This is a genomic window from Serratia sp. 22278 (assembly GCF_052045405.1).
Taxonomy (GTDB): domain Bacteria; phylum Pseudomonadota; class Gammaproteobacteria; order Enterobacterales; family Enterobacteriaceae; genus Serratia; species Serratia marcescens.
In genome coordinates this window covers 406,582-432,185 of the sequence record NZ_JBQEOW010000002.1, presented here as the reverse complement: position 1 = coordinate 432,185, position 25,604 = coordinate 406,582, and the positions used below count along the sequence as shown (strand labels likewise).

The following is a 25,604-nucleotide window of genomic DNA, read 5'->3' as shown; positions in this document are numbered from 1 at the left end:
CTACCATGTCTTTTACACGCTGAGCCCTTAGTATCAGGGCAGATCCCCCGCCGGCACATTGAGCTGCCAGGAGAGGCCGAAACGATCGTTGAGCCAACCGAAACGGGCGCTGAAGCCGTAGTCATCGAGCGGCATCAGCACCTTGCCGCCCTCCGCCAGCCGGTGGAACGCCCGCTCCAACGCTTCTTCGTTAGGCAGATTGATGAACAGCGACACCGCCGGGGTAAAGCTGAAGTCATGGCTGATCGGGCTATCGGTAAACACCAGGTTCTGTCGATCAAAATCGATGGCAGCATGCTTGATCAACCGCCGGCCGTCCGGCGTCGGGTCGTAATGCTGCACCTGCATGAGCCGAAAACGCTCGAACACCTGGCTGTAGAGATCGATCGCCCGCTGCGCCTCTCCCTGGAACATGACAAAGGTCGAAACCTGACTCATAACATCCCCTCCGGCAAACGTTGTGGTATTAATGGAGGATAGCGGATTACCGTTGAAGCGGCGGAAAGGAGCAACCATGAGCATCATTCATCGCCTGGCGCAGCCGGACGATCTCAACGGCCTGTTAGCCTTGTATCGCGAGCTGCGCCCGCAGGACGCGCCGCTGCGCGCCGACGACGCGCGCCGCACCCTGCAACGCCTGCTGGACGATCCGGCGATCCGCCTGGTGGTGGCGGCGGACGAGGAACAGCCGATCGCCACCTGCATGCTGGCGCTGATCCCGGGGCTGGCGCATCAGGCACAACCGTTCGGCGTCATCGAACACGTGGTGACGGCGGAGCCCTACCGCGGCCACGGCGTAGCGCTCGCCATGATCGAATACGCGCTGCAACTGGCCTGGCGTAAAGGCTGTTACAAGGTGATGCTGCTGTCGGGACAGCAACGCACCGGCGCGCACCAGCTTTATCTCAAAGCGGGTTTCGACGGCGATCGCGAGCGGGGATTTGTCATCAGACGGCCCGAAGGCCGATAGCGGCCTGCAGCAAACGGGCAGGCCGCCAGGCGGGTTATTCGCTGTCGTTTTTCGCCAGACGGGCGTCTTTTTGGCGGCGATAGTCACGGGCGGCGGCCGGGATCGGCGTCACCTTGCCGGTTTCAATCCAGCTGCGCAGCCGGTTGGCGTCGGCGAAGTGGGTGTATTTGCCGAAGGCGTCCAGCACCACCAGCGACACCGAGCGGTTACCGATCACGGTGCGCATCGCCAGGCAGTGGCCAGCCTGGTTGGTGAAGCCGGTCTTGGTCAGCTGAATGTTCCACTTCGGGTTGTACACCAGATGGTTGGTGTTGCGGAACGGCAGCGTGTAGTTCGGATCCTTGAAGCTGGCCATGCGCTCGGTGGTGGTGCTGAGCTGGCCGATCAACGGGTATTGCTTGGTGGCGATCAGCAGCTTGGTCAGATCGCGCGCCGTCGATACGTTATGAATAGAGAGCCCGGTCGGTTCCACGTAATGGGTGTTGGTCATGCCAAGCGCCCTGGCCTTGGCGTTCATCGCTTTGATGAAGGCGTTGTAGCCCCCCGGATAGTGGTGCGCCAGGCTGGCGGCCGCGCGGTTTTCCGACGACATCAGCGCCAGCAGCAGCATATCCTTGCGGCTGATTTCGCTGTTCAGCCGCACCCGCGAATACACCCCTTTCATCTCCGGCGTCTGGCGGATGTCCACCGCCAGCATCTCATCGAGCGGCAGGTGCGCGTCCAACGTGACCATGGCGGTCATCAGCTTGGTGATCGAGGCGATCGGCACCACTTCATCCGGGTTGCGCGCATACATCACCTTATGGGTTTGCATATCGACGACCATCGCGCTGCCGGAGGCCAGCTCAGGCTGGGTGGCGTGCACGGCGGCGGCGTTGTCGCTGGCCAGCGCGCGCGGCGCAAAGCCTGCGCCCGCCTGCAAAGCGAGCAGGGTCAGAACCAAAACACGTATTTTCACAGGCATTACTCTGAAATGGGGGCTTGAACTCAGCGAATTATATGTGAGGGTTCAGCGCTTGGCACTGGGATTGTATGGCGGATTTGTGACAAATTCTGTCGGCCGAAAAACGACGCAGCCCGCGGGCGCTCTGGGATGAACGCCCGCGTAGAAAAAGTTACAGCGCCGGCTGCCAGGCCGACTGCGGCAGCAGGTACAGCCCCGGCGTTTGCCGCGCTCCCGCGCCGACGATATGGCCGATGCCGGCCGCCATCACCGCCAGCGTGACGTCGAAGGCGTTGAGGCTGTCGCCGTAGCCGGCGGTCAGGTTGAACATTGACCCGTTGGCCAGCAAATAGACCGTCTTTTCATTCAGTTGGTAAGCATTCACATAAGGCATCGGCTCGTGGTGCGGCAAGCCCTTGAGGAAGCCGACGTCGATCTCTTCCGCCACGTGGCCGACGTTGAGGATAAACACGCCGTCATGCGCCTGTTGCAGATGCTGCGCCGAAAGCACGTTTTTCGCGCCGGTCGCGGTGGCGATCACGTCCGCCTGCGCGACCCCGCTCGCCAGATCCACCACCTGCCAGCCGTCATAACGCGCCTGCAGCGCGCGCGCCGGATCGATTTCCGCCACCATCACCTGGCCGCCGTAGGCTCTGGCCGCGGCCGCCGTCCCCTGCCCGACCAGGCCGTAACCGATCACCAGCACGCGCTTTTCATGCAGCGTCAAGTGGGTGGTCTGGAAGAAAGTGTGCCAGGCGGTCAGCCCAACCATATGCCGATTGTGCAGCCCCTCTTTCACCGGCAGATCGTCCCAGTTGAAGATCGGGTAGCGCGGCGCCACGCCGTTCAACCGGTTGATGCCCGAGCCGGTGGCCTCCAGCCCGGCGACGATCTGCGGGCCGTTCGGCGATTGGTGCAAACGGGTGGTCAAATCCGCTCCCATTTCGCACAAATGAGTCGGCCGCCAGGCCAGCGCGCGGTCGAAGGATTCCGACCATTCGCCGGCGCTCATGTCACGCCAGGCATAGGCCTGCGCGCCTCGCCGCTCCAGCCAGCTCACCACATCGTCCTGCACCGTAGTGGGATTGCAGGTGGTCAGGAAGATCGCCGCGCCCTTGTCCAGCAGGCCGGCCACCAGCGGCGCCATTTTCAGATCCAGGTGCATGTTGCACGCCAGCCGCACCCCGTGCAGGTCCGGCAACGCCGCCACCGCGGCTCGGGTGCGCGGCATATGGCGCATCGCCCAGCTCAATTCGCTCTCAAAATCCTGATACATCCGTTGCTCCTCTGGTGTGCCCCGCCGCCAGGCGTGGCAAAAAATTATCCCGCGCGGCCGAGCCGGCGGATCGCCTGCGGCGACAGGCCAAAGACGCGGATAAACGCCCGCCTCATGCGCTCCGGATCGCTGAATCCCACCGAACGGGCGATCGCCTCCAGCGGCTCGGCGCTCTCTTCAATGCGTACCCTGGCCGCCTCCACCCGCAGCTGTTCGATCACCTTGGCCGGCGTCTGCCCGGTTTCGGCGCGGAACAGCCGGCCGAACTGACGCTCGCTCAGGCAGGCGGCGTCGGCCAGATCCGCCACCGACAGCGGCAGGTGCAAATGTTCGCGCGCGTACGACAGCGCGGCGCGCATGCGATCCGACGACGGGTTCAACGCCAGCAACAGCGAATACTGCGACTGCCCGCCGGGACGACGGTGATAGACCACCAGCTGCCGCGCCACGGCCGCCGCCAGGGTGGCGCCCAGATCGTCCTCGATCAACGCCAACGCCAGATCGATGCCGGCGCTGATGCCGGCCGACGTCCAGATATCGCCATCGCGAATGAAAATGCGGTTGCTGTCGACGCGAATGCGCGGATAACTCTGCTGCAGCCGCGCCGCATGATACCAGTGGGTGGTGGCGCGTTTGCCGTCCAGCAGTCCGCAGGCCGCCAGAATAAACGCCCCGGTGCACACGCTGGCGATACGCCGCGCTCGTCGGCTTTGGTTGGCCAGGAACGCCGCCAGCGCCGGTGACTGCGCCGCCATCACGTTGCCGCTGCCGCCGGCCACCACCAACGTATCGAAACGCTCGTCGCCGCACGGTTGCGTGGCGATTTCCACCCCGGCCGAGCTGGCGACCATGCCGCCCTGCGGCGAGATCGCCACGCAGCGATAGGCCGGCGGATCGGTAAACTGACTGACGTTATCGAACGCCGCCAGCGGGCCGGCAAAGTCCAGCAGGTTGAAACCGGGAAAAACCACAAAACCGATCGTTTTCATGATGGCGCTTTTTGAGGGTTATCTGTCATATCAGCCAAATACAGGGCGGCTATTATGGCCCAGGTCCAACGATAAAAATGAGGCGAATGTCATGTCTGAACCACTCGTGATTGTATTTCCCATCTATCAAGGCGTCACCCAACTCGACTTCACTGGCCCCTTGCAGTTCCTGCGCCGCATGCCGGGCGCGGAAATCATCGTCGCCTCGGTAGACGGCGCGGATGTCGAGTCGGAAGGCTTGCACTTCACCCAGTTGCGCCCGCTGCCGGAGATCCCGCGCTGCGACGTGCTGTGCGTGCCGGGCGGCAGCGGCTGCGCCCAGGCGCTGCAGGATAAAGCGTTCATGCAGCAAATCCGGCGGCTGGGGGCCGATGCCCGCTACCTGACCTCGGTATGCACCGGTTCGCTGATCCTGGCCGCCGCCGGTCTGCTGGCGGGCAAACGCGCCGCCTGCCACTGGTCGATGCGCGACAGCCTGAAGCTGTTCGGCGCCATACCCAGCGCTGCTCGCGTAGAACGCGACGGCAATGTGATCAGCGGCGGCGGCGTCACCGCCGGCATCGACTTTGCGCTGGCGCTGATCGCCGAACTGCACGGCGAAGACACCGCCCAAATGATCCAGCTTTATCTGGAATACGCCCCGGCGCCGCCGTTCGAGGGCGGCACGCCGGAACTGGCCCCGCCGCACATTTACGCCAGGGTACAGACGCAGATGGCGGAAAGCCTGGCGCGGCGCAGAGCGTTGGTGGCCCAAATCGCCCAAGGCTAGCGATCGGGCGTATACTTGCCCTTATGCGTCAGCCACATAAGGAGCAAGGAATGACCGATTTGGCCCACTACATTACGGACTACGGTTACTGGGCGTTGTTTATCGGCTGCCTGGCGGAAGGGGAAACCATCACGCTGCTGGGCGGCATCGCCGCCCATGAAGGCTTGCTGCACTGGCCGTGGGTGATCGCGGTGGTGGCGCTGGGCGGCATGATGGGAGACCAGTTGCTGTACTTCGCCGGCCGCCGGTTCGAAGGCCGCGTCATCTCGCGGCTCAAGGGGCAGGAAAAGCGCATCGCGCGCGCCAGAAGGCTGATCGCCCGCCACCCGATGCTGTTCGTTATCGGGGTGCGTTTCATGTACGGTTTCCGCATCATCGGCCCGGTGCTGATCGGCGCCAGCCGCCTGCCGCCGTCGCGCTTCGTGCCGCTCAATATCCTCGGCGCCATTCTCTGGGCGACGATCTTCGTCATGCTCGGCTATTTTGGCGGCCAGGCGATCGAACGCTTCGTTACCGGCTTCGACAAAAAGCTCTCCGGCCTGCTGTTTGTCGCGCTGGCGATCGCCGCCATCCTGCTGGTGCGTTTCTGGTGGCGTAAACGCCACCCGGAGTAAGCGAACGCAGCGGGCGTCAGCTTTCCTGCGGCGCCGCGCGCATCAGCTCGACCAGCTCGCGCGCCGCCTTGTCCAGCGGGCGGTTCTTCAGCCAGATCAAATGCATCGGCAAGCGCAGCTCGTTCTTGGTGTTTTTGAATTTCAGCCGCACCAGCCTCCCCTGCGCCAGCAGCGGCTCGGCCAGCGACAGCGGGAAGTTGCCCCAGCCCAGGCCCGCCTCCACCATGTTCAGCGCCATCGGCAGGCTGTCGGTGCGCCAATACGCCTCCGCCACCTGCGGGCGCAGATCGCCGATCGGCAGATCGCGGCTGGCCACCATGATCTGCCGCACGTTGACCAGATCCTCGAGAAACAGCTCGCCCGCCGCGCCGTCCAGCGCCGGGTGCTGCGGCGACAGCATCGCCACCAGCGACTCCGCGCCGACGAAGTGGAACTGTTCTGCGCTGTTGATGTTCAGCCCGCCAAACGCCAGACAAACGCCGACGCGCTCCTGATGCAGCATATGCAGCACGTCGTCCTGCGGCGCGCTGAGCACTTCGATGTTCAGCAGCGGATAACGCTGCGACAGCGTTTTCACCGCCGCCAGCAGGCCGGCGCCGTTGATATCCGACGCCACGCCGATTGAGAGCCGGCTCTCCAGCCCCTGAGACAGTTCGATGGCGTGCACCTGCAGTTGCTTGAGCTGCCCGGCGATCAGGCGGGCGTGCGGCGCCAGAGCCAGCGCCAGCGCGGTCGGCGTCGGTTCGCGGTGAGAACGGTCGAACAAGGCAAAACCGAGCTCCGCCTCCATGTTGGCGATAGCCATGCTGACGGCGGACGGCACGCGCCGCAGCGCGCGGGCGGCCGCGGAAAACGAGCCGCGATCGAGCACCGCCAAAAACAGTTCGATATTGTCGCTGGAGAAATTCATTGTTTAACTTGTCAATAAAACTGACAGCTCCTGACTTTTTCTATCAATGTGATTGACGTTATCTTAGCCGCCGTCGCCACAGAGGCAACTAAAAACAGATCGGGAGAAAACGATGCAAGGCGTCAAACGCAAACTGGTGTATGTCACCGCTTATGAAATCATCGGCATGGCGATCTCGGCGCTGGGGCTGGCGCTGCTGTCAGGCCATGCGCCAAGCAGCACCGGGCCGCTGGCGGTGGTGATCACCACCATTGCGGTCAGCTGGAACTTTATTTACAACTATTTATTCGAGTGGTGGGAAAGCCGCCAGGCGTCGCGCACCCGCACGCTCAAACGCCGCATTTTGCACGCCGTCGGCTTTCAGCTGACGCTGGTGGTGTATCTGATCCCGCTGATCGCCTGGTGGATGGGCATCACGCTGTGGCAGGCGCTGCTGCTGGATATGGCGTTGATCGTCATCATTCCTTGCTACACCTTCCTGTTTAACTGGGCGTTCGACAAGCTGTTCGGCCTGCCCGCATCGGCCCTGCCGGCCGGTGAATCGGCCTAAGACTCGCTACGCACCCACCGACCCGCTGCTGATCCCATTTTCTGCGCGGGTCGCCATTTCCTTCCCCCTTAATTCTCACCGCGAAATATAAGAACAACACCCTGTAATTTGCACGGTAATTATTATTTTGTGATTTTAATCACTTTTTATTCTTCGATATTTCCGTCTTGATAAAACATCACATCTTTTTGAATAATATATCCTTTTATATTTGGATTAAAAAATAAACACAATTGTTCACGTTTTATGCGCAGTATTTTTTGCCACCATTACGGAGAAAAGGTAGCATGCTTCGCCGTTATTTTAATGATGGCTGTATACACAATAAACAGCGGAATGATGCCACGACCTCATTCTCATGACGATTGGTCATAGCAATCGTTTGCTCTCGTTAAGAGCAGGGTTAACATAGACAGGTAAACAGGACGGATAATGCACTCACAAAAAAAGTCGGCGGATGACAAACACGCCGCCAGAAGACGCTGGCTAGACTCTCATGAATCCGGTTATCACAAAAGCATGGGCAACCGGCAAATCCAAATGATCGCCATCGGCGGCTCCATCGGTACCGGCTTGTTCCTCGGTACCGGCGGCCGTCTCGAGTTGGCCGGGCCGGCGCTGGCGCTGGTCTACCTGGTGTGCGGGATCTTCTCTTTCTTCATCCTGCGCGCGCTGGGCGAACTGGTGCTGCATCGCCCTTCCAGCGGCAGCTTCGTTTCTTACGCCCGCGAATTCCTCGGTGAGAAAGCCTCTTACGTCGCCGGCTGGATGTATTTCCTCAACTGGGCGATGACCGGCATCGTCGACATCACTGCCGTGGCGCTGTACATGCACTACTGGGGCACCTTCGCCGACGTGCCGCAGTGGCTGTTTGCCCTCGGCGCGCTCGGCATCGTCGCCACCATGAACATGATCGGCGTGAAGTGGTTCGCCGAAATGGAGTTCTGGTTCGCGCTGATCAAGGTCGTCGCCATCGCGCTGTTCCTGATTGTCGGCGTCGTCTTCCTCGGCACCGGCACCCCGGTCGCCGGCCACACCACCGGCATGCACCTGATCACCGAAAACGGCGGCATGTTCCCGCACGGCCTGCTGCCGGCGCTGGTGCTGGTGCAAGGGGTGATCTTCGCCTTCGCCGGCATCGAGCTTATCGGCACCGCCGCCGGCGAGTGTAAAGATCCGGCTAAAATGATGCCCAAAGCGATCAACAGCGTGATCTGGCGCATCGGTCTGTTCTACGTCGGCTCCGTGGTGCTGCTGGTGCTGCTGCTGCCGTGGAACGCCTATCAGGCCGGCCAAAGCCCGTTTGTCACCTTCTTCAGCAAGCTGGGCGTGCCTTACATCGGCACCATCATGAACATCGTGGTGTTGACCGCCGCGCTGTCCAGCCTCAACTCCGGCCTCTATTCCACCGGCCGCATCCTGCGTTCGCTGGCGATGGGCGGCTCCGCGCCGAAGCTGATGGCTAAAATGAGCAGCCAGCAGGTGCCTTACGCCGGCATCCTGGTTACCTGCGGCATCTACGTGATCGGCGTGGTGCTCAACTACCTGGTGCCGTCGCGGGTATTCGAGATCGTGCTGAACATCGCCTCACTGGGCATCATCGCCTCCTGGGCGTTTATCATCGTTTGCCAGATGCGCCTGCGCAAAGCCGTGCGCGAAGGCCGTGCGCAGCCGGTATCGTTCAGAATGCCGGGCGCGCCGTTCACCTCCTGGCTGACGCTGGCGTTCCTGCTGATCGTGGTGGTGATGATGGCGTTCGACTACCCGAACGGCACCTGGACCATCGCCACCATTCCGGTGCTGGCGGTGCTGCTGACGCTGGGCTGGTTCGGCCTGCGCAAGCGCGCGCAGGAAGTGAAGCTGGAGCAGCAGGCTCACGAAGAGCAGAACCCGCGCTGAATCGACAAACCGCCCTCCGGGGCGGTTTTTTTATCCGCTATAACCGGCCGTAAAAGGTCATTCTGGCGCTTTCCGACAGCATGACATCCGGCTGCGCATTGTAGGCCAGCACCACCAGCATGCGTGTGGTGTCTCCTTCGGTCGGCGTCACCCGGTGCATGGCGTTGCGCCCGCGAAACAGCACCAGATCCCCCTCCTCGATCGCCAACTGTTTGACCGCCCGCTCACCGTCCAGCACCTGCGTGACCCCGGCATAGTTCATCTCGCCGCGATCGGCGTCGCGCAGGTTCTCAACGTATTCGAAACGGCCGCCCGCCTGCGGTTTCTGGATCAGCAGCGTGATGGCAAACGAGGAGTTGTCAAAATGCCAGCCCAGCTCCTGACCGGCGTGGGCGTAATGCAGGTTGATCGACGACAGCCGATCGGCGTAGGGATACAGCTGCGCCTCATCCAACACCGCGCAGAGAAACTCGCGAAACGCCGGGGCGTCGTACAGCGCGCGCAGCGGCGACTGCAGCGGAATATCCTCGTCGGTAATGCAGCCCTTGGACGACGACACCAGCCGGTTGCGCGCGTGATCGGCCGGCAGCGCGTCGTCCTGCGGGCGCAGATACACGTTGTGTTGGCTGGTGGCATAAAACGCCGCATGGTGCTGTTCGGCGCCCTCCAACCTTACCGTTGCCAGCGCGGCGGCGCGCAGAAATCCCGGCAGCACCAGCGCACCGGCGCGCGCCAGCGTTTGCTGGCAACGGGCGCGGAACGCGGCGTCGTCGATGGGATGGGCGGACAGATCGATAATATCGGCAAGTGACGGCATGACGTTCCCCTCGTGTGCGAAAGCCGGATGCCTCTCACTGTAGCGAATGCCGCATTGCCGCCATAACAAAAATACGTTATGGATAAGCTAACGAATTCTTAGCGATAAGCCCTTCTCATGCACTCACCGTCCCGTGCGCGCTTGCCCAAGCTGAGCGCCATTCTGGCGTTCGAAACCGCCGCTCGCACCGGCAGCCTGGCTCGCGCGGCGGATGCGCTGGCGCTGACCGCCGCCGCCGTCAGCCAGCAGATCCGCCAGCTCGAACAACATCTGGGCATCACGCTGTTCATTCGCGCCAAAAGCGGCGTCACGCTGACCGAGCAGGGCGCGGACTACCTGGCCTACGTGCAGGAGGCGTTTGAAACGCTGCGCGTGGCGCAGCAGCACGTGGAACGCCAGCGCGGCAAGCAGACGCTAACGGTGTTCACCCTGCCGGCATTGGCCTCCAAATGGCTGAACCCGGCGCTGGGCGACTGGCTGGCGCAGTGCCCCGACGGCGATCTGCGGCTGCACGCGACCCATGCGGCGGTCGATTTCGCCCATTCGGCGGCGGATTTCGCCCTGTGCTTCGGCGATCAGGATTACCCGCTGCTGGAAAAGGCGCGGCTGTTTCAGGATCGGGTGCAGCCGGTATGCAGCCCGGCGCTGCGCGATCGCGGCGACTGGACGCAGCTGCCGCTGATCCACGTCGACTGGGGCAAGGAGAGCCAGTTTTTGCCGGGCTGGCACGAGTGGTTCACCGCCGCCGATCGGTCGCCGCCGCCGCGGCGCGGGCTGACCTATAACCTGACCTCGCTGGCCATCGACGCCGCCGTGCAAGGGCACGGGGTGCTGCTCGGCCAGCGGCGGCTGATCGCCCGTGAACTGGCGGAGGGCCAACTGGTCACGCTGGCCGAACCGGCGCTGCCGCTCAGCAAACCCTACTACGTGGTTTACCCGCCGCGCACGCTGGAAAAACCCGGCGCAGCGGCGTTTCTCCGTTGGTTGCAGGCGCTGGCTCAGCGCGCGGTATAACCGCCGTCGATGCTGTAAAACGCGCCGGTGGTGAAACTGCTGTCGTCCGAAAGCAGGAAAGCCACCGTTTTCGCCACCTCTTCCCGCGTCGCCATCCTCCCCATCGGGTGCGAAGCGGCCATCTGCGCCCGCGCCGACGCCGGCAGTTCCCCCATCGCCGGCGTATCCACATAGCCCGGCCCGACGGCATTGACGCGCACGCCGCGCGTGGCGAATTCCAGCGCCGCCGAGCGCGTCAGGCCCAGCACGCCATGCTTGGCGGCGGTATAAGGTGCGATCCCGGCAATGCCCACCACGCCGTTGGCGGAAGAGAGGTTCACCACCGCCCCGCCGCCGCCGGCGACGATCGCCGGCAGGCCATACTTCATACCGAAAAACGTGCCGCTCAGGCAAGTGGCGATCACCTCATGCCAATCGTCGACCGCGTACCGATCGATATCCACCTCGTGCGGGCCGGTGATCCCGGCGTTGTTGACCAGCAGATGCAGCGCGCCGCAGCGCCGCACGGTCTCTTCAATACCCTGCTGTACCGACTGCGCATCGCGCACGTCCATCCGCAACGTCATCACCCGCCGGCCGTCGGGATCGAGCCGCGCGGCGGCGGCGGTGAGAGGCGCTGCGTGGCGGCCGGTCATCACCACCGTGGCTCCGCGCCGAAACAGCTCGGCGGCGATCGCTTCGCCAATGCCGGTGGACGCGCCGGTCACCAGCGCCACCCGATGTTTGAAATCTTGCATAGCCGTTCTCCTGCAACGTTGAACTCAGGGGAACAGGCTAGCGCCGGCAAGTGACAGTTTGCGGCAGCAGTGACAACGCAGCACGTAATGCGCTCACAAACGCCGCAAAGCCCGCTATTTTATGCCTACTTTTTCTCATGCGAGACACCCTGTGGATACCCAACGCTACCTGCAGCATATCGGCTTTGCCGGCGCCGCCCGCCCTGATCTCCCCACGTTGCAACAGCTGCACCATCGCCACATGCTGAGCGTACCGTTCGAGAACCTGAGCATTATTTATCATCAGGGCATTCAGTTGGCGCCCGAAGCGCTGTTCAGCAAGGTGGTGGAGCGTAACCGCGGCGGTTTCTGTTATGAGCTGAACACGCTGTTCGCCCTGCTGCTGCGGGAGATCGGTTTCAAGGTGAGCTTCATCTCCGGCGAGATCCGCGCGCGCGACGGCCATTTCGGCCCGCCCTACGACCATCTGGCGCTGCGGGTGGATCTGGCGGAGCAGGCCTGGCTGGTGGACGTCGGTTTCGGCGATTCCTTCCTGACGCCGCTGAAGATCGTCGCCGCCGAGCCGCAACCGCAGGCCAGCGGCACCTTCCACCTGGAGCAGGAAGGCGAGTATTACCTGCTGGAGCGCCGCAACGGCGACCAACGCTCGCATGCCAAAACGCTGTATCGCTTTACCGTTCAGCCGCGCGAGTTACACGAGTTCGACGAGATGTGCCGGTTCCACAGCACCTCGCCGCAGTCGCATTTCACCCAACGCCTGGTGTGTTCACGGCCGACGGAACACGGCCGGGTGACCCTCAGCGACATGAAGCTGATCGTGACCGAAGATCACCAGCGCCACGAAACGACGTTGCATTCGGAAGAGGAACGCCGCGCCGCGCTGTGGCAGCATTTCGCCATCGATTTGGATCGTTGACGGCGCCGGCGGCGTAATACTGGTCAGTTAGCGTTTTTCTGAACGTATTTTGTGCAGTTTTCGGTCGATAAAGATGAGATGCGCCATGAGGCTCATACGCTTCGACCGAGCCAGGGGCCGAAGGCGCGGCCCCTCCAATTGCCGTTCATTGTAGTAACAGAGAAATTCTGGGCATTTACGGCAATTCATCCTGCACGCCACGTACAGAGACTGGATAAAAAAATGCCAGTCAGGCTTAAGTGACCAGCATTACGCACAACGGTATCCTTTTATTACGATTCTGTTACATCGATTGCATAACCGCGCTTGGCTGATTGCCAGCACCGCGACGGCAGGCATCATAGGGTCATGATTCGGCAACAGAGTGCGAAAATGATCCGTGTGATACTGGTGGATGACCATGTGGTGGTGCGCTCCGGCTTTGCGCAATTGCTCAGCCTCGAAGACGATCTCAACGTGGTGGGGCAATACAGCAGCGCGGCGGCAGCCTGGCCGGCATTGCTGCGCGACGACGTCAGCGTCGCGGTGATGGACATCGCCATGCCGGATGAAAACGGCCTGAGCCTGTTGAAACGCCTGCGGGCGCAGAAGCCGCAGTTCCGCGCGATCATCCTCAGCATTTATGACTCCCCGACCTTCGTGCAGAGCGCGCTGGATGCCGGCGCCAGCGGCTATCTGACCAAACGCTGCGGGCCGGAAGAACTGGTGCAGGCGGTGCGCTCCGTCGATATGGGCGGCCATTACCTGTGCGCCGACGCGCTGCGGGCGCTGCGCGGCGGCGAGCAGCCGGCCACGGCGCTGGAAGCGTTGACCCCGCGCGAGCGCGAGATCTTCGATCTGCTGGTCAAAGGCGACAGCGTAAAGGAGATCGCGTTCAAGCTCGATCTCAGCCATAAAACGGTGCACGTGCATCGCGCCAACGTCCTGGGCAAGCTGCAGTGCAACAGCACCATCGAGCTGGTGCATTTCGCCCTCGACCATCAGCTGCTGGCGGGGCATTGATGTCACCCCGCTTCCGGCCCTGGGTTATCTCGCTGTTTATCCTGTTGGCCTGGGGCAGCGGCTGGCTGATGCTGTGGACGCTCGGTTTCTACCTGACCCACAACGGCAATCAGGCGGCGCTGTTTCTGCCTCACGGCGTCTATCTCGCGCTGCTGATCCTGCTGGCGCGCCGCTATTGGCCCGCCCTGATGATACCGCCGGTACTGCTGCTGTTCTGGCTGCACGGCGAACGCCTGCTGAGCGGCTACAGCCTGCTGGCCGCGCCGTTCATCACCCTGCTCCCGGCCGCGCTCGCGCAGCGGTTCTGGCGCCGTTTTCCGCTCTACTGGCAGCGGCTGACGCTGCTGCTGGCCGCCGTGACCGCCGCCTCGTTGCTCAATACCGCCCTGCTTGCGCCTTTCGCGCACAGCCCGGCGATGCTGCTCGGCCTGGCGTCGTTTACCGGCGGCGTCTTGCTGACCCCGTTCGTCTACCTGATCTTTGAATTTCTGCGCCAGCAGCACCGTTACCACCTGCTGGGGCTGGACACCACCAACCCGCCGCTGCGCGCCTCCTTAATCATCTGGTGCAGCCTGTTTTTCGTTATCGGCATCGGCACCCAGATGGTGCTGTCGCCGGAAATCGAACGCCTGCTGCTGATCGTGGTGTTTCTGCCGAACGTGGTGATGGCGTGGAAGTTCGGTTGGCAGGGCGGCGTGCTGTCCGGCCTGCTCGGCAGCATGATGATCACCCTCGCCCGGCAGGTCGGCGTGGGGTTCGGCAATCTGGTCGAGCTGGAAATCTTTCTGGCGACGCAGGCGCTGCTCGGCATCGGTCTGGGCATCGCCATCAGCCGCCAACAACATCTGGCGCAAAACCTGCACCATTATCGCCGACGGCTGGAAGAAGAACTGGCGGCGCGGCGGGCGCTGACCGAAAAACTGATCCACACCGAAGAAGACACGCGGAAAAACCTGGCGCGCGAGTTGCACGATGAAATCGGCCAGAACATCACCGCGATTCAAATTCAGTCGCAGCTGGTCAAGCGGGCGCGCGATCCGGCGCAAACCCAAGCCGCCGCGAACCAGATAGCCGATCTCGCCCGGCGCATTCATCACTCCACGCGCCAGCTGCTGCGCCAGCTTCGCCCGCCCGCACTGGACGAGCTGGCGTTCAAAGACGCGCTTCACCACCTGCTGAATGAATTCGCCTTCAGCGAACGAGGCATCCGTTGCCGTTTCGACTACCGACTCATCGACACGCCCGCCGGCGAGACGGTGCGCTTCACCCTCTACCGGCTGCTGCAAGAGCTGCTCAACAACGTGTGCAAACACGCCGAAGCCAGCGAAGTCGCCATCGTCTTGCATCAACAGGGTGAGCTTTTGCACCTCGAGGTGCGGGACAACGGCATCGGCATCCGTGCGGACAAGGTGCCCGGCTTCGGCATTCAGGGGATGCGCGAACGGGTCAGCGCGCTCGGCGGCGAACTGACGCTGGAAACGCAGCGCGGCACCCGAGTAATTGTTAACCTGCCCACAAATTTGCAACAAACCGCCGACTAACTAGGAAAAAGTCTTAGTCACTCCGGACTTTCTCTCATCCCCTTTCCCTTTCACCTTCTTATAGTCAGCACCAGGGAGGCGGCTATGCAAGCACGCTCGGCATCTGAAATCGATCATCGTTACCGCGCGCTGCGCCCGCGACTGCTGCTGTATATGGTCATCGGGTACGCCGCCTTTTATCTGACGCGCAAAAGCGTGAATTACGTGCTGCCGGCGCTGCAAACGGATTTGGGGCTGGATAAAGGGGACATCGGCCTGCTTGGCTCGCTGTTTTATCTGAGCTACGGCCTGTCGAAATTCGCCGCCGGGTTGTGGCACGACGGCCATGGGCAGCGCGGGTTTATGGGGATCGGCCTGTTCGCCACCGGAGTGCTGAACGTGGCGTTCGCCTTCGGCGAATCGCTGACGCTGCTGCTGGCGGTCTGGGCGCTGAACGGCTTCTTTCAGGGCTGGGGCTGGCCGCCCTGCGCGCGGCTGCTGACCCACTGGTATTCGCGCAACGAGCGCGGCTTCTGGTGGGGCTGCTGGAATATGTCGATCAACCTCGGCGGCGCGATCGTGCCGCTGATCAGCGCCTTCGCCGCCCAGCGCTGGGGCTGGCAGGCGGCGATGTTGATCCCGGGGGCCGTCAGCATGGTGCTGGGCATCTGGCTCACGCGGCAGCTGACAGGCACGCCGCAGGAAGAAGGCCTGCCGTCGGTCGGCCAGTGGCGCCACGATCCGCTGGAGCTGCGCCAGGAACAGCAAAGCCCGCCGATGGGGCTGTGGCGGATGTTGCGCACCACGATGCTGAAGAACCCGATGATCTGGCTGCTGGGCGTCTCTTACGTGCTGGTCTACCTGATCCGCATTGCGTTGAACGATTGGGGCAACCTGTGGCTGACGGAAAGTCACGGCGTCAACCTGCTCAGCGCCAACGCGACGGTGATGCTGTTCGAGATAGGCGGCCTGCTCGGCGCGCTGTTCGCCGGCTGGGGCTCGGATGTGCTGTTCGGCGGGCAGCGCGCACCGATGATTTTGCTGTTCACGCTTGGGCTGATGGTGTCCGTCGCCGCGCTGTGGCTGGCGCCGGTGCATCACTACGCGCTGCTGGCGGGCTGTTTCTTTGCGGTGGGCTTCTTTGTCTTCGGCCCACAGATGCTGATTGGCCTCGCCGCCGTGGAATGCGGGCACAAAGGCGCCGCGGGCTCCATCACCGGCTTTCTCGGCCTGTTCGCCTATCTGGGGGCGGCGCTGGCGGGCTGGCCGCTGTCGCGGGTCATCGAAGGCTATGGCTGGTCAGGCATGTTCAGTTTGCTGTCGATCGCCGCCGTTCTTATGGGTTTATTGCTGATGCCGCTGCTGATGGCGAGCGTTACCACCTCTACCGAGAGAAGGATAAAACAATGAAAAAAACGTGGGTCACTACCCTGATAGCGTCCGGCATCGCGCTGGCGACGCTGAGCGGCGCCGCGCACGCCAAGGGCCGCCTGGTGGTTTACTGCAGCGCCACCAATGAAATGTGCGAAGCGGAAACCAAAGCCTTCGGCGAGAAATATGACGTGAAAACCTCGTTCATCCGCAACGGTTCCGGCAGCACGCTGGCAAAAGTGGACGCCGAGAAAAAGAACCCGCAGGCAGACGTCTGGTATGGCGGCACGCTCGATCCGCAATCCCAGGCCGGTGAAATGGGGCTGCTGCAGCCGTACAAATCGCCGAACCTCGAACAGGTGATGACGCAATTCCGCGATCCGGCCAAGCTGAAAGGCAACTACTCCTCGGCGGTCTACGTCGGCATTCTCGGCTTTGGCGTCAATACCCAGCGCCTGAAAGAGAAAAACCTGCCGGTGCCCAAGTGCTGGAAAGACCTGACCAAGCCGGAATACAAGGGCGAGATTCAAATCGCCGATCCGCAAAGTTCCGGCACCGCCTACACCGCGCTGGCGACCTTCGCCCAGCTGTGGGGAGACGATCAGGCGTTCGATTACCTCAAGCAGCTGAACGCCAACGTTTCGCAGTACACCAAGTCCGGCATTGCCCCGGCGCGCAACGCCGCCCGCGGTGAAACGGCGATCGGCATCGGTTTCCTGCATGACTACTCGCTCGAAACGGAACAGGGCGCGCCGCTTGAGCTGATCTCGCCGTGTGAAGGCACCGGCTACGAAATCGGCGGCGTCAGCATCCTCAAAGGCGCGCGCAACCTCGACAACGCCAAGCTGTTCGTGGATTGGGTGTTGTCGAAAGAGGCGCAGGAGCTGGCGTGGAAGAAAGGCAAGTCCTATCAGATCCTGACCAATACCACCGCCGACACCTCGCCGAACTCGCTGAAGCTCGACGACCTGAAGCTGATCAACTACGACATGGACAAGTACGGCTCGACCGAGGTCCGCAAGGCGCTGATCAACAAATGGGTCAGCGAAGTCAAGATGGGTAAATAAGCCCACATTCTGCGCCTGTTGCCGGGTAAGCCTCACGCCTTACCCGGCCTGAACATCCGGGAAACTTATGTCACATACACATGCACTCCATCTCGTGAAAAAACGAGATGCGATATTCCTTTGGGTTTTGCTTGGCTGGCTGGCGTTCGCCCTGCTGCCGAGCTGGAGCCTGGATTACGGCCTGCTGGAGTCCACCGGCGATGAAATCCTCGCGGCCTACGGCTGGTCACACCGCAATATCAGCTGGCTTTGGTGCCTGTTGCCGAGTCTGCTGCTGCTTCGCCCCTACGCCGCGGCGGGCGGTGAACGGCGGCGGCGGCACGCGTTCGACGCCGGCTGGGCGCTGCTGTGCATGGCCTTTATCGTCGTCAGCGCCACGGTGGCGGGACGCGGCTTAGGCTACGCCACCCTGGTGCAATTGATCGCGCTGGGCGCCATCATGACGCTGGCGCTGACCCGCCTCGAATGGCTGGGCGGCGACCGTTTCGTTATCGGCGCGCTGGTCACCATCGTGGCGCTGATCGGCGTCTTCATCGTCTGGCCGAGCATCGCGATTTTCATTCCGATGTTTACCGACCAGACGGGCGCGTTCGCGCCGCTGGCCTTTATGAACGTGCTGTCGCAGGCGCATATCGTTCAGGTGATCCTCAACTCCATCGCCCTGTCGATCGCGGTCGGCGCCGGCTGCACCTTCTTCGGCCTGGTGCTGGCGATTTACACCACCCGCATCGCCAAACGCAGCGCCATTATCGGCCGCATCTTCTCCATCCTGCCCATCGTCACGCCGCCGTTCGTCGTCGGCCTGGGCGTCACGCTGATGATGGGGCGCTCCGGCTACGTCACCGAGTGGATGGTGACCTGGTTCGGCCTGACCAACACCAACTGGCTGTATGGTTTTACCGGCATCTGGCTGGCGCAGGTGCTGGCGTTCACGCCGATGGCGTTCATGATCCTCGACGGCGCGATCAAGACCATTCATCCTTCGCTGGAAGAGGCCTCCTACACCCTGCGCGCCAGCCGTTGGCAAACCTTTAACGGCGTGTTCGTGCCGCTGCTGAAACCGGCGCTGGCCAACGCGTTTCTGATCGTGGTGGTGCAATCGCTGGCCGACTTCAGCAACCCGCTGGTGCTCGGCGGCAACTTCGACGTGCTGGCGACGCAAATCTATTTCTACATCACCGGCTCGCAGCTCGACTATCAGGCCGCCAGCACCCTCGGCGCCTTCCTGCTGCTGTTCTCGCTGCTGGTGTTCTGCATCCAGTACCTGTGGATCGGCAAGCGTTCCTACGTCACCGTGTCCGGCAAATCCTACCGCGGCGACGTGCAGCCGCTGCCGGTCACGCTGGTGTGGAGCGTGATCGCGCTGCTGGCGGTGTGGATCGCCTTTAACGCCCTGCTCTACGGCAGCATTTTCTACGGCAGCTTCACCGTCAACTGGGGGGTGGATTACACGCTGACGCTGGATAACTTCATCAAGCTGTTCGGCCAGGGCATGAGCGACGGCGCGTGGCCTTCGCTGCTCGACACGCTGCTGTACGCCGGGATCGCCGCGCCGATCACCGCCGCGTTCGGTCTGCTGATCGCCTGGATCGTGGTGCGCCAGCAGTTCAAGGGCAAAAAGACCATCGAGTTCACCACCATGCTGTGCTTTGCGGTGCCGGGCACCGTGGCGGGCGTCTCTTACATTCTCGCCTTCAACAGCGCGCCGGTGTACCTCACCGGGACGGCCGCCATCGTGATTATCTCGATGGTGATGCGCAACGTGCCGGTGGGCATTCGCGCCGGGATCGCCGGGCTGGGCCAGATAGACAAATCGCTGGACGAAGCCTCGCTCAGCCTGCGCGCCGGCTCGCTGCGCACCATCACGCACATTCTGCTGCCGCTGCTGCGCCCGGCGATCCTGTCGGCGCTGATCTACAGCTTCGTGCGCGCCATCACCACCGTCAGCGCCATCGTCTTCCTGGTCACTCCCGATACCCGCGTGGCCACCGCCTACATCCTCAACCGCGTGGAAGACGGCGAATACGGCGTGGCGATCGCCTACGGTTCAATTCTGATCGTGGTGATGCTGGCGATTATTTTCCTCTTTGACTGGCTGATCGGTGAGGCACGCATCTCCCGTTCAAAAGCCAAAAACCAGGCGTAATGGAGCCCATGATGAGCCAGAAAAATTTCGTTGAACTGCGTAATGTCTCCAAACGGTTCGGCAGCAACACGGTAATCGATAACATCACGCTCACCATCCCACGGGGGCAAATGGTGACGCTGCTCGGCCCTTCCGGCTGCGGCAAGACCACCATTTTGCGCCTGGTCGCCGGGCTGGAGAAACCGAGCGACGGGCAGATATTCATTGATGGTGAAGACGTCACCCATCGTTCTATCCAGCAGCGTGATATCTGCATGGTATTCCAGTCTTATGCCCTGTTCCCGCACATGTCGCTGGGGGAGAACGTCGGCTATGGCCTGAAGATGCTCGGCATTCCGCGCGCCGAAGTGAAAGCGCGCGTGCAGGAAGCGCTGGCGATGGTGGATCTGGCGGGGTTCGACGATCGCTATGTCGATCAGATCTCCGGCGGCCAACAGCAGCGCGTGGCGCTGGCGCGCGCGCTGATCCTCAAGCCGAAAGTGCTGCTGTTCGACGAGCCGTTGAGCAATCTCGACGCCAACCTGCGCCGCAGCATGCGCGAAAAGATCCGCGAGCTGCAAAAGCAGTTTGATATCACGTCGCTGTACGTCACCCACGATCAGAGCGAGGCCTTTGCGGTCTCAGACACCGTGCTGGTGATGAACAAAGGGCATATCATGCAGATGGGTTCGCCGCAGGATCTCTATCGGCAGCCCGCTTCGCGCTTTATGGCGAGCTTTATGGGGGACGCCAACCTGTTCCCGGCCAGTTTCAGCGCGGAACATGTCGATATCAGCGGCTATCGCCTGCCGCGCCCCGCGCACTTTGCCGCCCAGGGCGCCGGCACGGTGGGCGTGCGCCCGGAGGCGATCACGCTGAGCGAGCATGGCGATGAAAGCCAGCGCTGCGTGATCGAACATGTCGCCTACATGGGGCCGCAGTATGAGGTGACGGTGGCATGGCACGGACAGCAGATTTTGCTGCAGGTTAACGCCACCCGCCTGCAGCCGAACGTCGGCGAGCAGTATTATCTGGAAATTCATCCCTACGGCATGTTTATGCTGGCGGATGCGGCATAATAAGCATCACTCTTAAGCGTTAGAATAACGGCCATCCCGAACGGGATGGCCGAAAATAATCGCCAAAAACACCGTATTTATCTATTTTTACAATTCCACCCAAGTCCTTGTTCAGCCGAAAAATAAACATAACCACACCCACTAAAAAAATAACCACCCAGTTCACTCAGGGTGATATTTTTATTTAAATAGGGTAAGCTTAATCCCGCAGTCGAAATTATTTAACGGCCAACTCAAGGAGAAATTCATGAGCAACAATGCAAACGCACAGGCGCAGCTGGATAATTTACGCAACGTCGCTTCCCAGCTGAAGGAAATGCGCCACTATGCGCAGGCGAATACCGAGACGCTCTCCGCACACTGGCTGGCCTTCGATCAGGGGGAATGCAAAAATAAGGCATTCGCCGAAGCCATTAACGACCTGTTGAATAAACAGGGCGCCTGTCTGGAAGGACTGGAAAAAACCATTCAGGATATCGAGATAGAATTGAACCGTCTCGACAAAGCCGCCTGATAATACCATTTTAAATAAACCCGCCGCGCGCGGGTTTATTTTTAGCTGCGGCAGATGACGCGCGCAATATCCCCAGACGTCGTCAGCGCGCGTATTTCGCTGAACAGTTCGGTGGCTTCATCATATTCTTTACGCAAATAACCCAGCCACTGTTTGATGCGCGCCACGTGATACAGGCCGGTGTCGCCCTGCTTTTCCAGATGGACATATTTTTGCAGCAGCTCAACCACCTGCGGCCAGGGCATGCGCGGCTCGTTATACTTCACCACCCGGCTCAGGTTCGGCACGTTGAGCGCGCCGCGCCCCAGCATGACGGCGTCGCAGCCGGTCGCCTGCAGGCAATCCTGCGCGCTCTGGTGATCCCAGATCTCGCCGTTGGCGATCACCGGGATGCTCAGCCGCTGACGGATCTCGCCGATCGCCGCCCAATTGATGCGATCCGCCTTGTAGCCGTCCTCTTTGGTGCGGCCGTGCACCGTCAGCTCGCTGGCGCCGGCCTGCTGCACCGCATCGGCGATTTCAAAGCTGCGGCTGGAGGAATCCCAGCCCAGACGCACCTTCACCGTGACCGGCAGATGGGCCGGCACCGCCGCGCGCATCGCCTTGGCGCCCTGGTAGATCAATTCCGGATCTTTGAGCAGCGTCGCCCCGCCACCGCTGCCGTTCACCAGCTTGGACGGGCAGCCGCAGTTGAGATCGACGCCGTAAGAGCCCAATTCCACCGCACGCGCGGCGTTTTCCGCCAGCCACTGCGGATACTGCCCCAGCAGCTGTACCCGCACCAGCGTGCCCGACGGCGTGCGGCTGGCGTGACGCAGCTCCGGGCACAGCCGGTAGAACGACTTGGCCGGCAGCAGCTGATCGACCACGCGCAAAAATTCGGTGATGCACAGATCGTAGTCGTTCACTTCGGTGAGTAACTCACGCACCAAAGAATCGAGAACGCCCTCCATCGGAGCCAATAATACGCGCATGACCAATCCCAGCTAAAAAAAGACCCGCAATGATACGGGTGAATGCCCGCGCCAGACAAGCCTCAGCGGGCATTAAAAATGCCGTCAGCCCAGCCGGCGGATCGGTTGGCCGGCAAGGAACGCCGCAATGTCCTCGACCGCCTCGGTGAAGTAGGCGCGGTAGTTGTCGTCCGCCACATAACCCACATGCGGCGTCGCCAGCACGTTGGGCAGTTGGCGAAACACATCGTCGGCCGGCAGCGGCTCCGTCTCGAACACGTCCAGCCCGGCGCCGGCGATCTTCCGCTGTTGCAGGATGTCCACCAACGCCGCCCGATCGACGATGCCCGCGCGCGAGGTGTTGATCAGGTAAGCGGTGGGCTTCATCGCCGCCAATTCATCACGCCCCACCAACCCGCGGCTGCGGTCGCTCAGCACCAGGTGAATGGAGACAAAATCGCTCTGCTCAAACAGCGCCCGTTTGGATGACGCCAGCTCAGCGCCCTCCTGCGCCGCCCGTTCCGCCGTCAGGTTCTGGCTCCAGGCCAGCACCCGCATGCCGAACGCCTGCGCCACCCGGGCCATCTGGCCGCCGATCTTGCCTAACCCCAGCAGCCCCAGCGTTTTCCCCTGCAGCGTGACGCCTAAGCCCAGCTGCCACGGGCCATTGTTTTGCAGCCCGACGCTTTCCGGTACGATATGCTTCGCCAGCCCGAGCAGCAGCGCCCAGGTCAACTCCATCGGCGCCGCCGACCCGCTGCGGGTGCCGCACACGACTACGCCACGCTCGGCGGCGGCGGCCAAATCGATAGCGGCGTTGCGCATGCCGGAGGTGATCAGCAGCTTCAGCTTCGGCAGCCGCGCCAGCAGCGAGGCGGTCATCGGCGTGCGCTCGCGCATGATGACCAAAATGTCGCACTCCTGCAGATGCACCGCCAGTTCCGCTTCATCGGTAAAGTGCGCGCTGATGGCGGACACCTCCACCCGATCGGCCAGCGCCGACCAGTCCGCCATCTTGAGCGCCACCTGCTGGTAATCATCGAGAATTGCGCACTTCAATTTCATCTCCGTCTCCTGGAATGTAGGGGTAGCCACCGTCCAGCCCAGTACGAAAATGGCGTTCCGCCAGGAAAAAAAAAGCCGCCCGTATCGGCGGCTTACTCTTTGAGCAATCAGGCTTATTCAGCCGGTTTGCGATTGCGCGGGCGGCGCGAAGACGGCGCGCCGGAACGGCGCTGGCCGTCACCCTGCGGGCGAGCGTTGCCGTTACCGTTGCCACGGTTTTCACGCTGGCCGCCGTTGGCGTTACCGCTGCGCTGACCGCCGCCGTTACCGGAACGCTGGCCACCGCCGTTGCCGCGCGGCGCGCCGCGTCCGCCGCCCTGGCGGCCGTTGATGATCGGCTCGGCCTTGATGGTCGGATCCGGCTCGTAGCCCGGCAGCGCAATGCGCGGAATTTCACGCTTCAGCAGACGCTCGATGTCGCGCAGCAGCTTGTGTTCATCCACGCACACCAGCGAGATAGCTTCACCGGTGCGTTCCGCGCGGCCGGTACGGCCGATACGGTGCACATAGTCTTCCGGCACGTTAGGCAACTCATAGTTCACCACGTGCGGCAGCTGGTCGATATCCAGACCGCGCGCCGCGATATCGGTCGCCACCAGCACGCGGATGCGGCCATCTTTGAAATCGGCCAACGCACGGGTACGGGCGCCCTGGCTCTTGTTGCCGTGGATCGCCGCAGCGGTGATGCCGTCTTTGTTCAACTGTTCCGCCAGGTGGTTGGCGCCGTGCTTGGTGCGGGTAAACACCAGCACCTGTTTCCAGTCGCCTTCGCCGATCATCTGCGACAGCAGTTCCCGCTTACGCTTCTTGTCGACGAAGTGCACGCTCTGCTCGATCTGCTCGGACGCAGTGTTGCGGCGCGCCACTTCCACCGAGGCCGGGTTGTGCAGCAGCTTGTTGGCCAGCGCCTTGATGTCGTCGGAGAAGGTCGCGGAGAACAGCAGGTTCTGGCGCTTGGCCGGCAGCTTGGCCAGCACGCGGCGGATGTCGTGGATAAAGCCCATGTCCAGCATGCGGTCCGCTTCGTCCAACACCAGAATTTCGATTTTGGACAGGTCAACCGCGTTCTGATGTTCCAGATCCAGCAGACGGCCCGGCGTCGCCACCAGGATATCGACGCCGCCGCGCAGCTTCATCATCTGCGGGTTGATGCTCACGCCGCCAAACACCACCAGCGAACGCAGGCGCAGGTGTTTGCTGTAGGCTTCGACGTTTTCGCCGATCTGCGCCGCCAGCTCACGGGTTGGCGTCAGGATCAGCGCGCGCACCGGGCGACGGCCTTTGACCGGATGGTCATGCTTGCTCAGCAGCTGCAACAGCGGCAGGGTAAAACCGGCGGTTTTACCGGTGCCGGTCTGGGCGCTGGCCATCAGGTCACGACCTTCCAGCACGACAGGGATAGCCTGACGCTGGATTGGCGTCGGTTCGCGATAGCCCTGTTCTTCAACAGCGCGCACAATTTCAGCACTTAAGCCGAGGGTTTCAAATGACATAAAGAGAAAAACTCCAGATCCCCCCTAACCTAACGGTGTTCGGTGCAGTTTCCTGGGAGGATGATCAGACGGGGCATTAAGCATGACCACGAGGGATTGGCACAAACTGCAGTGCACCAGGCGCCGATTGTAACAGAAGTCGCGCAATAAAAAGCACTTTTACGCACCTAGAGCACAATCTGCCGTAAATTCAGCATTGTCTGAAGCCGATCACATAACTCATTGTGGTTAGCGGTTGCGTTTTAGACAATCTGGCATAAAGTTAATCATATGATTGATTAACTTCGAGCGTGACCCATGCCAGCTTCCGTCCCTCATCAGGCCGCCGGCCGGGCGCGCGGCGAGCAAACGCGCAGGCAGCTGCTCGCCGCGGCGACCGAACTGTTCGGTGAATTCGGCCTGCAGGGCGCCACCACGCGCGATATCGCCCAGCGCGCCGGCCAGAACATCGCCGCCATTACCTACTACTTCAGCTCCAAAGAGGGGCTGTATCTGGCCGTGGCGCAATCGCTCGCCGATTTCATCCAGCAGGCGTTCGCCCCGTTGGCCGAAGAGGTCGATCGCTTTGGGCAAGAAGCGCCCGAACAACGCTCACCCGACGCGGCGCTACGCTTGCTGCAGCGTGGCCTGCTGGCCTTCAGCGAGCTGATGACCCAGCCGCACACGCTGAACCTGAGCAAAATCATGTCACGCGAACAGCTCGCCCCGACCGAGGCCTACCCGCTGATCCACCGCCAGGTAATCGCGCCGATGCACGAGCGGCTGTGCCGCCTGCTGTCGGCCGCCACCGGCATCGACGAACACGCTCCCCGCCTCGTATTGCATACCCATGCGCTGATCGGCGAGGTGCTGTCGTTCCGCGTGGCGCGCGAAACCATCCGCCGTCAGGCCGGCTGGCAAGAGATTGGTGAAAGTGAAGCGGCGCAAATCGCGGCGGTGCTGAGCGAACATATTGAAATTCTGGTTACTGGGCTGCGCCAACGTCATGGCGCGTAAATTCAGGCAGGGAGT

General features: G+C 62.1%; 25 protein-coding genes. 15 read left to right on the top strand and 10 right to left on the bottom strand.

The window, feature by feature from the left end; all coding sequences use genetic code 11:
* Positions 1-33: 33 nt before the first annotated feature.
* Positions 34-438: a VOC family protein gene (locus tag ACTJJ6_RS06720; protein WP_115435718.1), complete on the bottom strand. Its 405-nt coding sequence runs from the start codon at positions 436-438 to the stop codon at positions 34-36.
* A 76-nt stretch (positions 439-514) separates the two neighbouring features.
* Here ACTJJ6_RS06720 and ACTJJ6_RS06715 point away from each other — a divergent pair, with 76 nt between their 5' ends.
* Complete coding sequence (locus ACTJJ6_RS06715; RefSeq protein ID WP_016928647.1) at positions 515-970, top strand: GNAT family N-acetyltransferase; 456 nt, start codon at positions 515-517, stop codon at positions 968-970.
* A 34-nt stretch (positions 971-1,004) separates the two neighbouring features.
* On the opposite strand, the gene pbpG is transcribed toward ACTJJ6_RS06715, so the two are convergent.
* The 3 genes from pbpG to ACTJJ6_RS06700 all read right to left on the bottom strand — a co-directional run bounded on the left by pbpG (position 1,005) and on the right by ACTJJ6_RS06700 (position 4,178).
* Entirely contained in the window at positions 1,005-1,934 is a 930-nt protein-coding gene (pbpG, locus tag ACTJJ6_RS06710) for a D-alanyl-D-alanine endopeptidase (protein ID WP_028127653.1), read from the bottom strand.
* Positions 1,935-2,085: 151 nt separating this feature from the next.
* Positions 2,086-3,189, bottom strand: a complete 1,104-nt coding sequence (locus tag ACTJJ6_RS06705; protein WP_440801515.1) for an adenosylhomocysteinase — start codon at positions 3,187-3,189, stop codon at positions 2,086-2,088.
* 44 nt (positions 3,190-3,233) lie between these two features.
* On the bottom strand, positions 3,234-4,178 hold the full coding sequence (locus tag ACTJJ6_RS06700) for a GlxA family transcriptional regulator (RefSeq protein ID WP_016928650.1): 945 nt from the start codon (positions 4,176-4,178) through the stop codon (positions 3,234-3,236).
* Positions 4,179-4,269: 91 nt separating this feature from the next.
* Here ACTJJ6_RS06700 and ACTJJ6_RS06695 point away from each other — a divergent pair, with 91 nt between their 5' ends.
* Entirely contained in the window at positions 4,270-4,947 is a 678-nt protein-coding gene (locus tag ACTJJ6_RS06695; RefSeq protein ID WP_197758163.1) for a DJ-1/PfpI family protein, read from the top strand.
* Between the two features lie 50 nt (positions 4,948-4,997).
* The gene (locus ACTJJ6_RS06690; protein WP_025301947.1) at positions 4,998-5,561 is read left to right on the top strand and encodes a DedA family protein; all 564 of its coding nucleotides are present in this window, start codon (positions 4,998-5,000) and stop codon (positions 5,559-5,561) included.
* Between the two features lie 16 nt (positions 5,562-5,577).
* Here ACTJJ6_RS06690 and ACTJJ6_RS06685 read toward each other — a convergent pair whose 3' ends face one another.
* A complete protein-coding gene (locus ACTJJ6_RS06685; RefSeq protein ID WP_016928653.1) occupies positions 5,578-6,471 on the bottom strand; it encodes a LysR family transcriptional regulator in 894 nt (297 codons plus the stop codon).
* Between the two features lie 112 nt (positions 6,472-6,583).
* Here ACTJJ6_RS06685 and ACTJJ6_RS06680 point away from each other — a divergent pair, with 112 nt between their 5' ends.
* Both ACTJJ6_RS06680 and ansP read left to right on the top strand, forming a co-directional pair.
* On the top strand, positions 6,584-7,021 hold the full coding sequence (locus ACTJJ6_RS06680) for a PACE efflux transporter (protein ID WP_016928654.1): 438 nt from the start codon (positions 6,584-6,586) through the stop codon (positions 7,019-7,021).
* Between the two features lie 432 nt (positions 7,022-7,453).
* The gene (gene ansP / locus ACTJJ6_RS06675) at positions 7,454-8,920 is read left to right on the top strand and encodes an L-asparagine permease (protein ID WP_028127655.1); all 1,467 of its coding nucleotides are present in this window, start codon (positions 7,454-7,456) and stop codon (positions 8,918-8,920) included.
* 37 nt (positions 8,921-8,957) lie between these two features.
* Here the strand turns inward: ansP and ACTJJ6_RS06670 are convergent, their stop codons facing one another.
* Positions 8,958-9,737: a HalD/BesD family halogenase gene (locus tag ACTJJ6_RS06670; RefSeq protein WP_049299458.1), complete on the bottom strand. Its 780-nt coding sequence runs from the start codon at positions 9,735-9,737 to the stop codon at positions 8,958-8,960.
* A 117-nt stretch (positions 9,738-9,854) separates the two neighbouring features.
* Here ACTJJ6_RS06670 and ACTJJ6_RS06665 point away from each other — a divergent pair, with 117 nt between their 5' ends.
* A complete protein-coding gene (locus tag ACTJJ6_RS06665) occupies positions 9,855-10,751 on the top strand; it encodes a LysR substrate-binding domain-containing protein (RefSeq protein WP_049299457.1) in 897 nt (298 codons plus the stop codon).
* On the opposite strand, the gene ACTJJ6_RS06660 is transcribed toward ACTJJ6_RS06665, so the two are convergent.
* Positions 10,736-11,488, bottom strand: a complete 753-nt coding sequence (locus ACTJJ6_RS06660; RefSeq protein ID WP_048794766.1) for an SDR family NAD(P)-dependent oxidoreductase — start codon at positions 11,486-11,488, stop codon at positions 10,736-10,738. The genes ACTJJ6_RS06665 and ACTJJ6_RS06660 overlap by 16 nt on opposite strands.
* A 151-nt stretch (positions 11,489-11,639) precedes the next feature.
* Here ACTJJ6_RS06660 and ACTJJ6_RS06655 point away from each other — a divergent pair, with 151 nt between their 5' ends.
* From ACTJJ6_RS06655 to ACTJJ6_RS06620, 8 genes are all read left to right on the top strand, one after another.
* Positions 11,640-12,404, top strand: coding sequence for an arylamine N-acetyltransferase family protein (locus tag ACTJJ6_RS06655; RefSeq protein ID WP_089195628.1), 765 nt, complete (start codon positions 11,640-11,642; stop codon positions 12,402-12,404).
* A 372-nt stretch (positions 12,405-12,776) separates the two neighbouring features.
* Entirely contained in the window at positions 12,777-13,406 is a 630-nt protein-coding gene (locus tag ACTJJ6_RS06650) for a response regulator transcription factor (RefSeq protein ID WP_049299527.1), read from the top strand.
* Complete coding sequence (locus tag ACTJJ6_RS06645; RefSeq protein WP_016928665.1) at positions 13,406-14,947, top strand: MASE1 domain-containing sensor histidine kinase; 1,542 nt, start codon at positions 13,406-13,408, stop codon at positions 14,945-14,947. Before ACTJJ6_RS06650 ends, ACTJJ6_RS06645 begins: the two co-directional genes overlap by 1 nt.
* A 60-nt stretch (positions 14,948-15,007) precedes the next feature.
* Entirely contained in the window at positions 15,008-16,336 is a 1,329-nt protein-coding gene (gene uhpC, locus ACTJJ6_RS06640) for an MFS transporter family glucose-6-phosphate receptor UhpC (RefSeq protein ID WP_289527464.1), read from the top strand.
* The gene (locus ACTJJ6_RS06635) at positions 16,333-17,364 is read left to right on the top strand and encodes an ABC transporter substrate-binding protein (RefSeq protein WP_440801508.1); all 1,032 of its coding nucleotides are present in this window, start codon (positions 16,333-16,335) and stop codon (positions 17,362-17,364) included. Before uhpC ends, ACTJJ6_RS06635 begins: the two co-directional genes overlap by 4 nt.
* Before the next feature lie 67 nt (positions 17,365-17,431).
* Positions 17,432-19,510, top strand: coding sequence for an ABC transporter permease (locus ACTJJ6_RS06630; protein ID WP_049299454.1), 2,079 nt, complete (start codon positions 17,432-17,434; stop codon positions 19,508-19,510).
* Between the two features lie 11 nt (positions 19,511-19,521).
* On the top strand, positions 19,522-20,568 hold the full coding sequence (fbpC, locus tag ACTJJ6_RS06625; protein ID WP_033641035.1) for a ferric ABC transporter ATP-binding protein: 1,047 nt from the start codon (positions 19,522-19,524) through the stop codon (positions 20,566-20,568).
* Between the two features lie 247 nt (positions 20,569-20,815).
* Complete coding sequence (locus ACTJJ6_RS06620; protein ID WP_004939738.1) at positions 20,816-21,082, top strand: hypothetical protein; 267 nt, start codon at positions 20,816-20,818, stop codon at positions 21,080-21,082.
* 41 nt (positions 21,083-21,123) lie between these two features.
* On the opposite strand, the gene dusC is transcribed toward ACTJJ6_RS06620, so the two are convergent.
* From dusC to rhlE, 3 genes are all read right to left on the bottom strand, one after another.
* Positions 21,124-22,056, bottom strand: a complete 933-nt coding sequence (gene dusC, locus ACTJJ6_RS06615) for a tRNA dihydrouridine(16) synthase DusC (protein ID WP_028127658.1) — start codon at positions 22,054-22,056, stop codon at positions 21,124-21,126.
* An 84-nt stretch (positions 22,057-22,140) separates the two neighbouring features.
* Positions 22,141-23,100 (bottom strand): D-2-hydroxyacid dehydrogenase family protein, encoded by a 960-nt coding sequence (locus ACTJJ6_RS06610; protein ID WP_420277063.1) that lies wholly within the window; start codon positions 23,098-23,100, stop codon positions 22,141-22,143.
* A 113-nt stretch (positions 23,101-23,213) separates the two neighbouring features.
* The gene (gene rhlE, locus ACTJJ6_RS06605) at positions 23,214-24,593 is read right to left on the bottom strand and encodes an ATP-dependent RNA helicase RhlE (protein WP_079449548.1); all 1,380 of its coding nucleotides are present in this window, start codon (positions 24,591-24,593) and stop codon (positions 23,214-23,216) included.
* Between the two features lie 297 nt (positions 24,594-24,890).
* Between rhlE and cecR the strand changes: the two genes are divergently transcribed.
* Entirely contained in the window at positions 24,891-25,589 is a 699-nt protein-coding gene (gene cecR, locus ACTJJ6_RS06600; RefSeq protein WP_176063553.1) for a transcriptional regulator CecR, read from the top strand.
* Positions 25,590-25,604 lie beyond the last annotated feature (15 nt).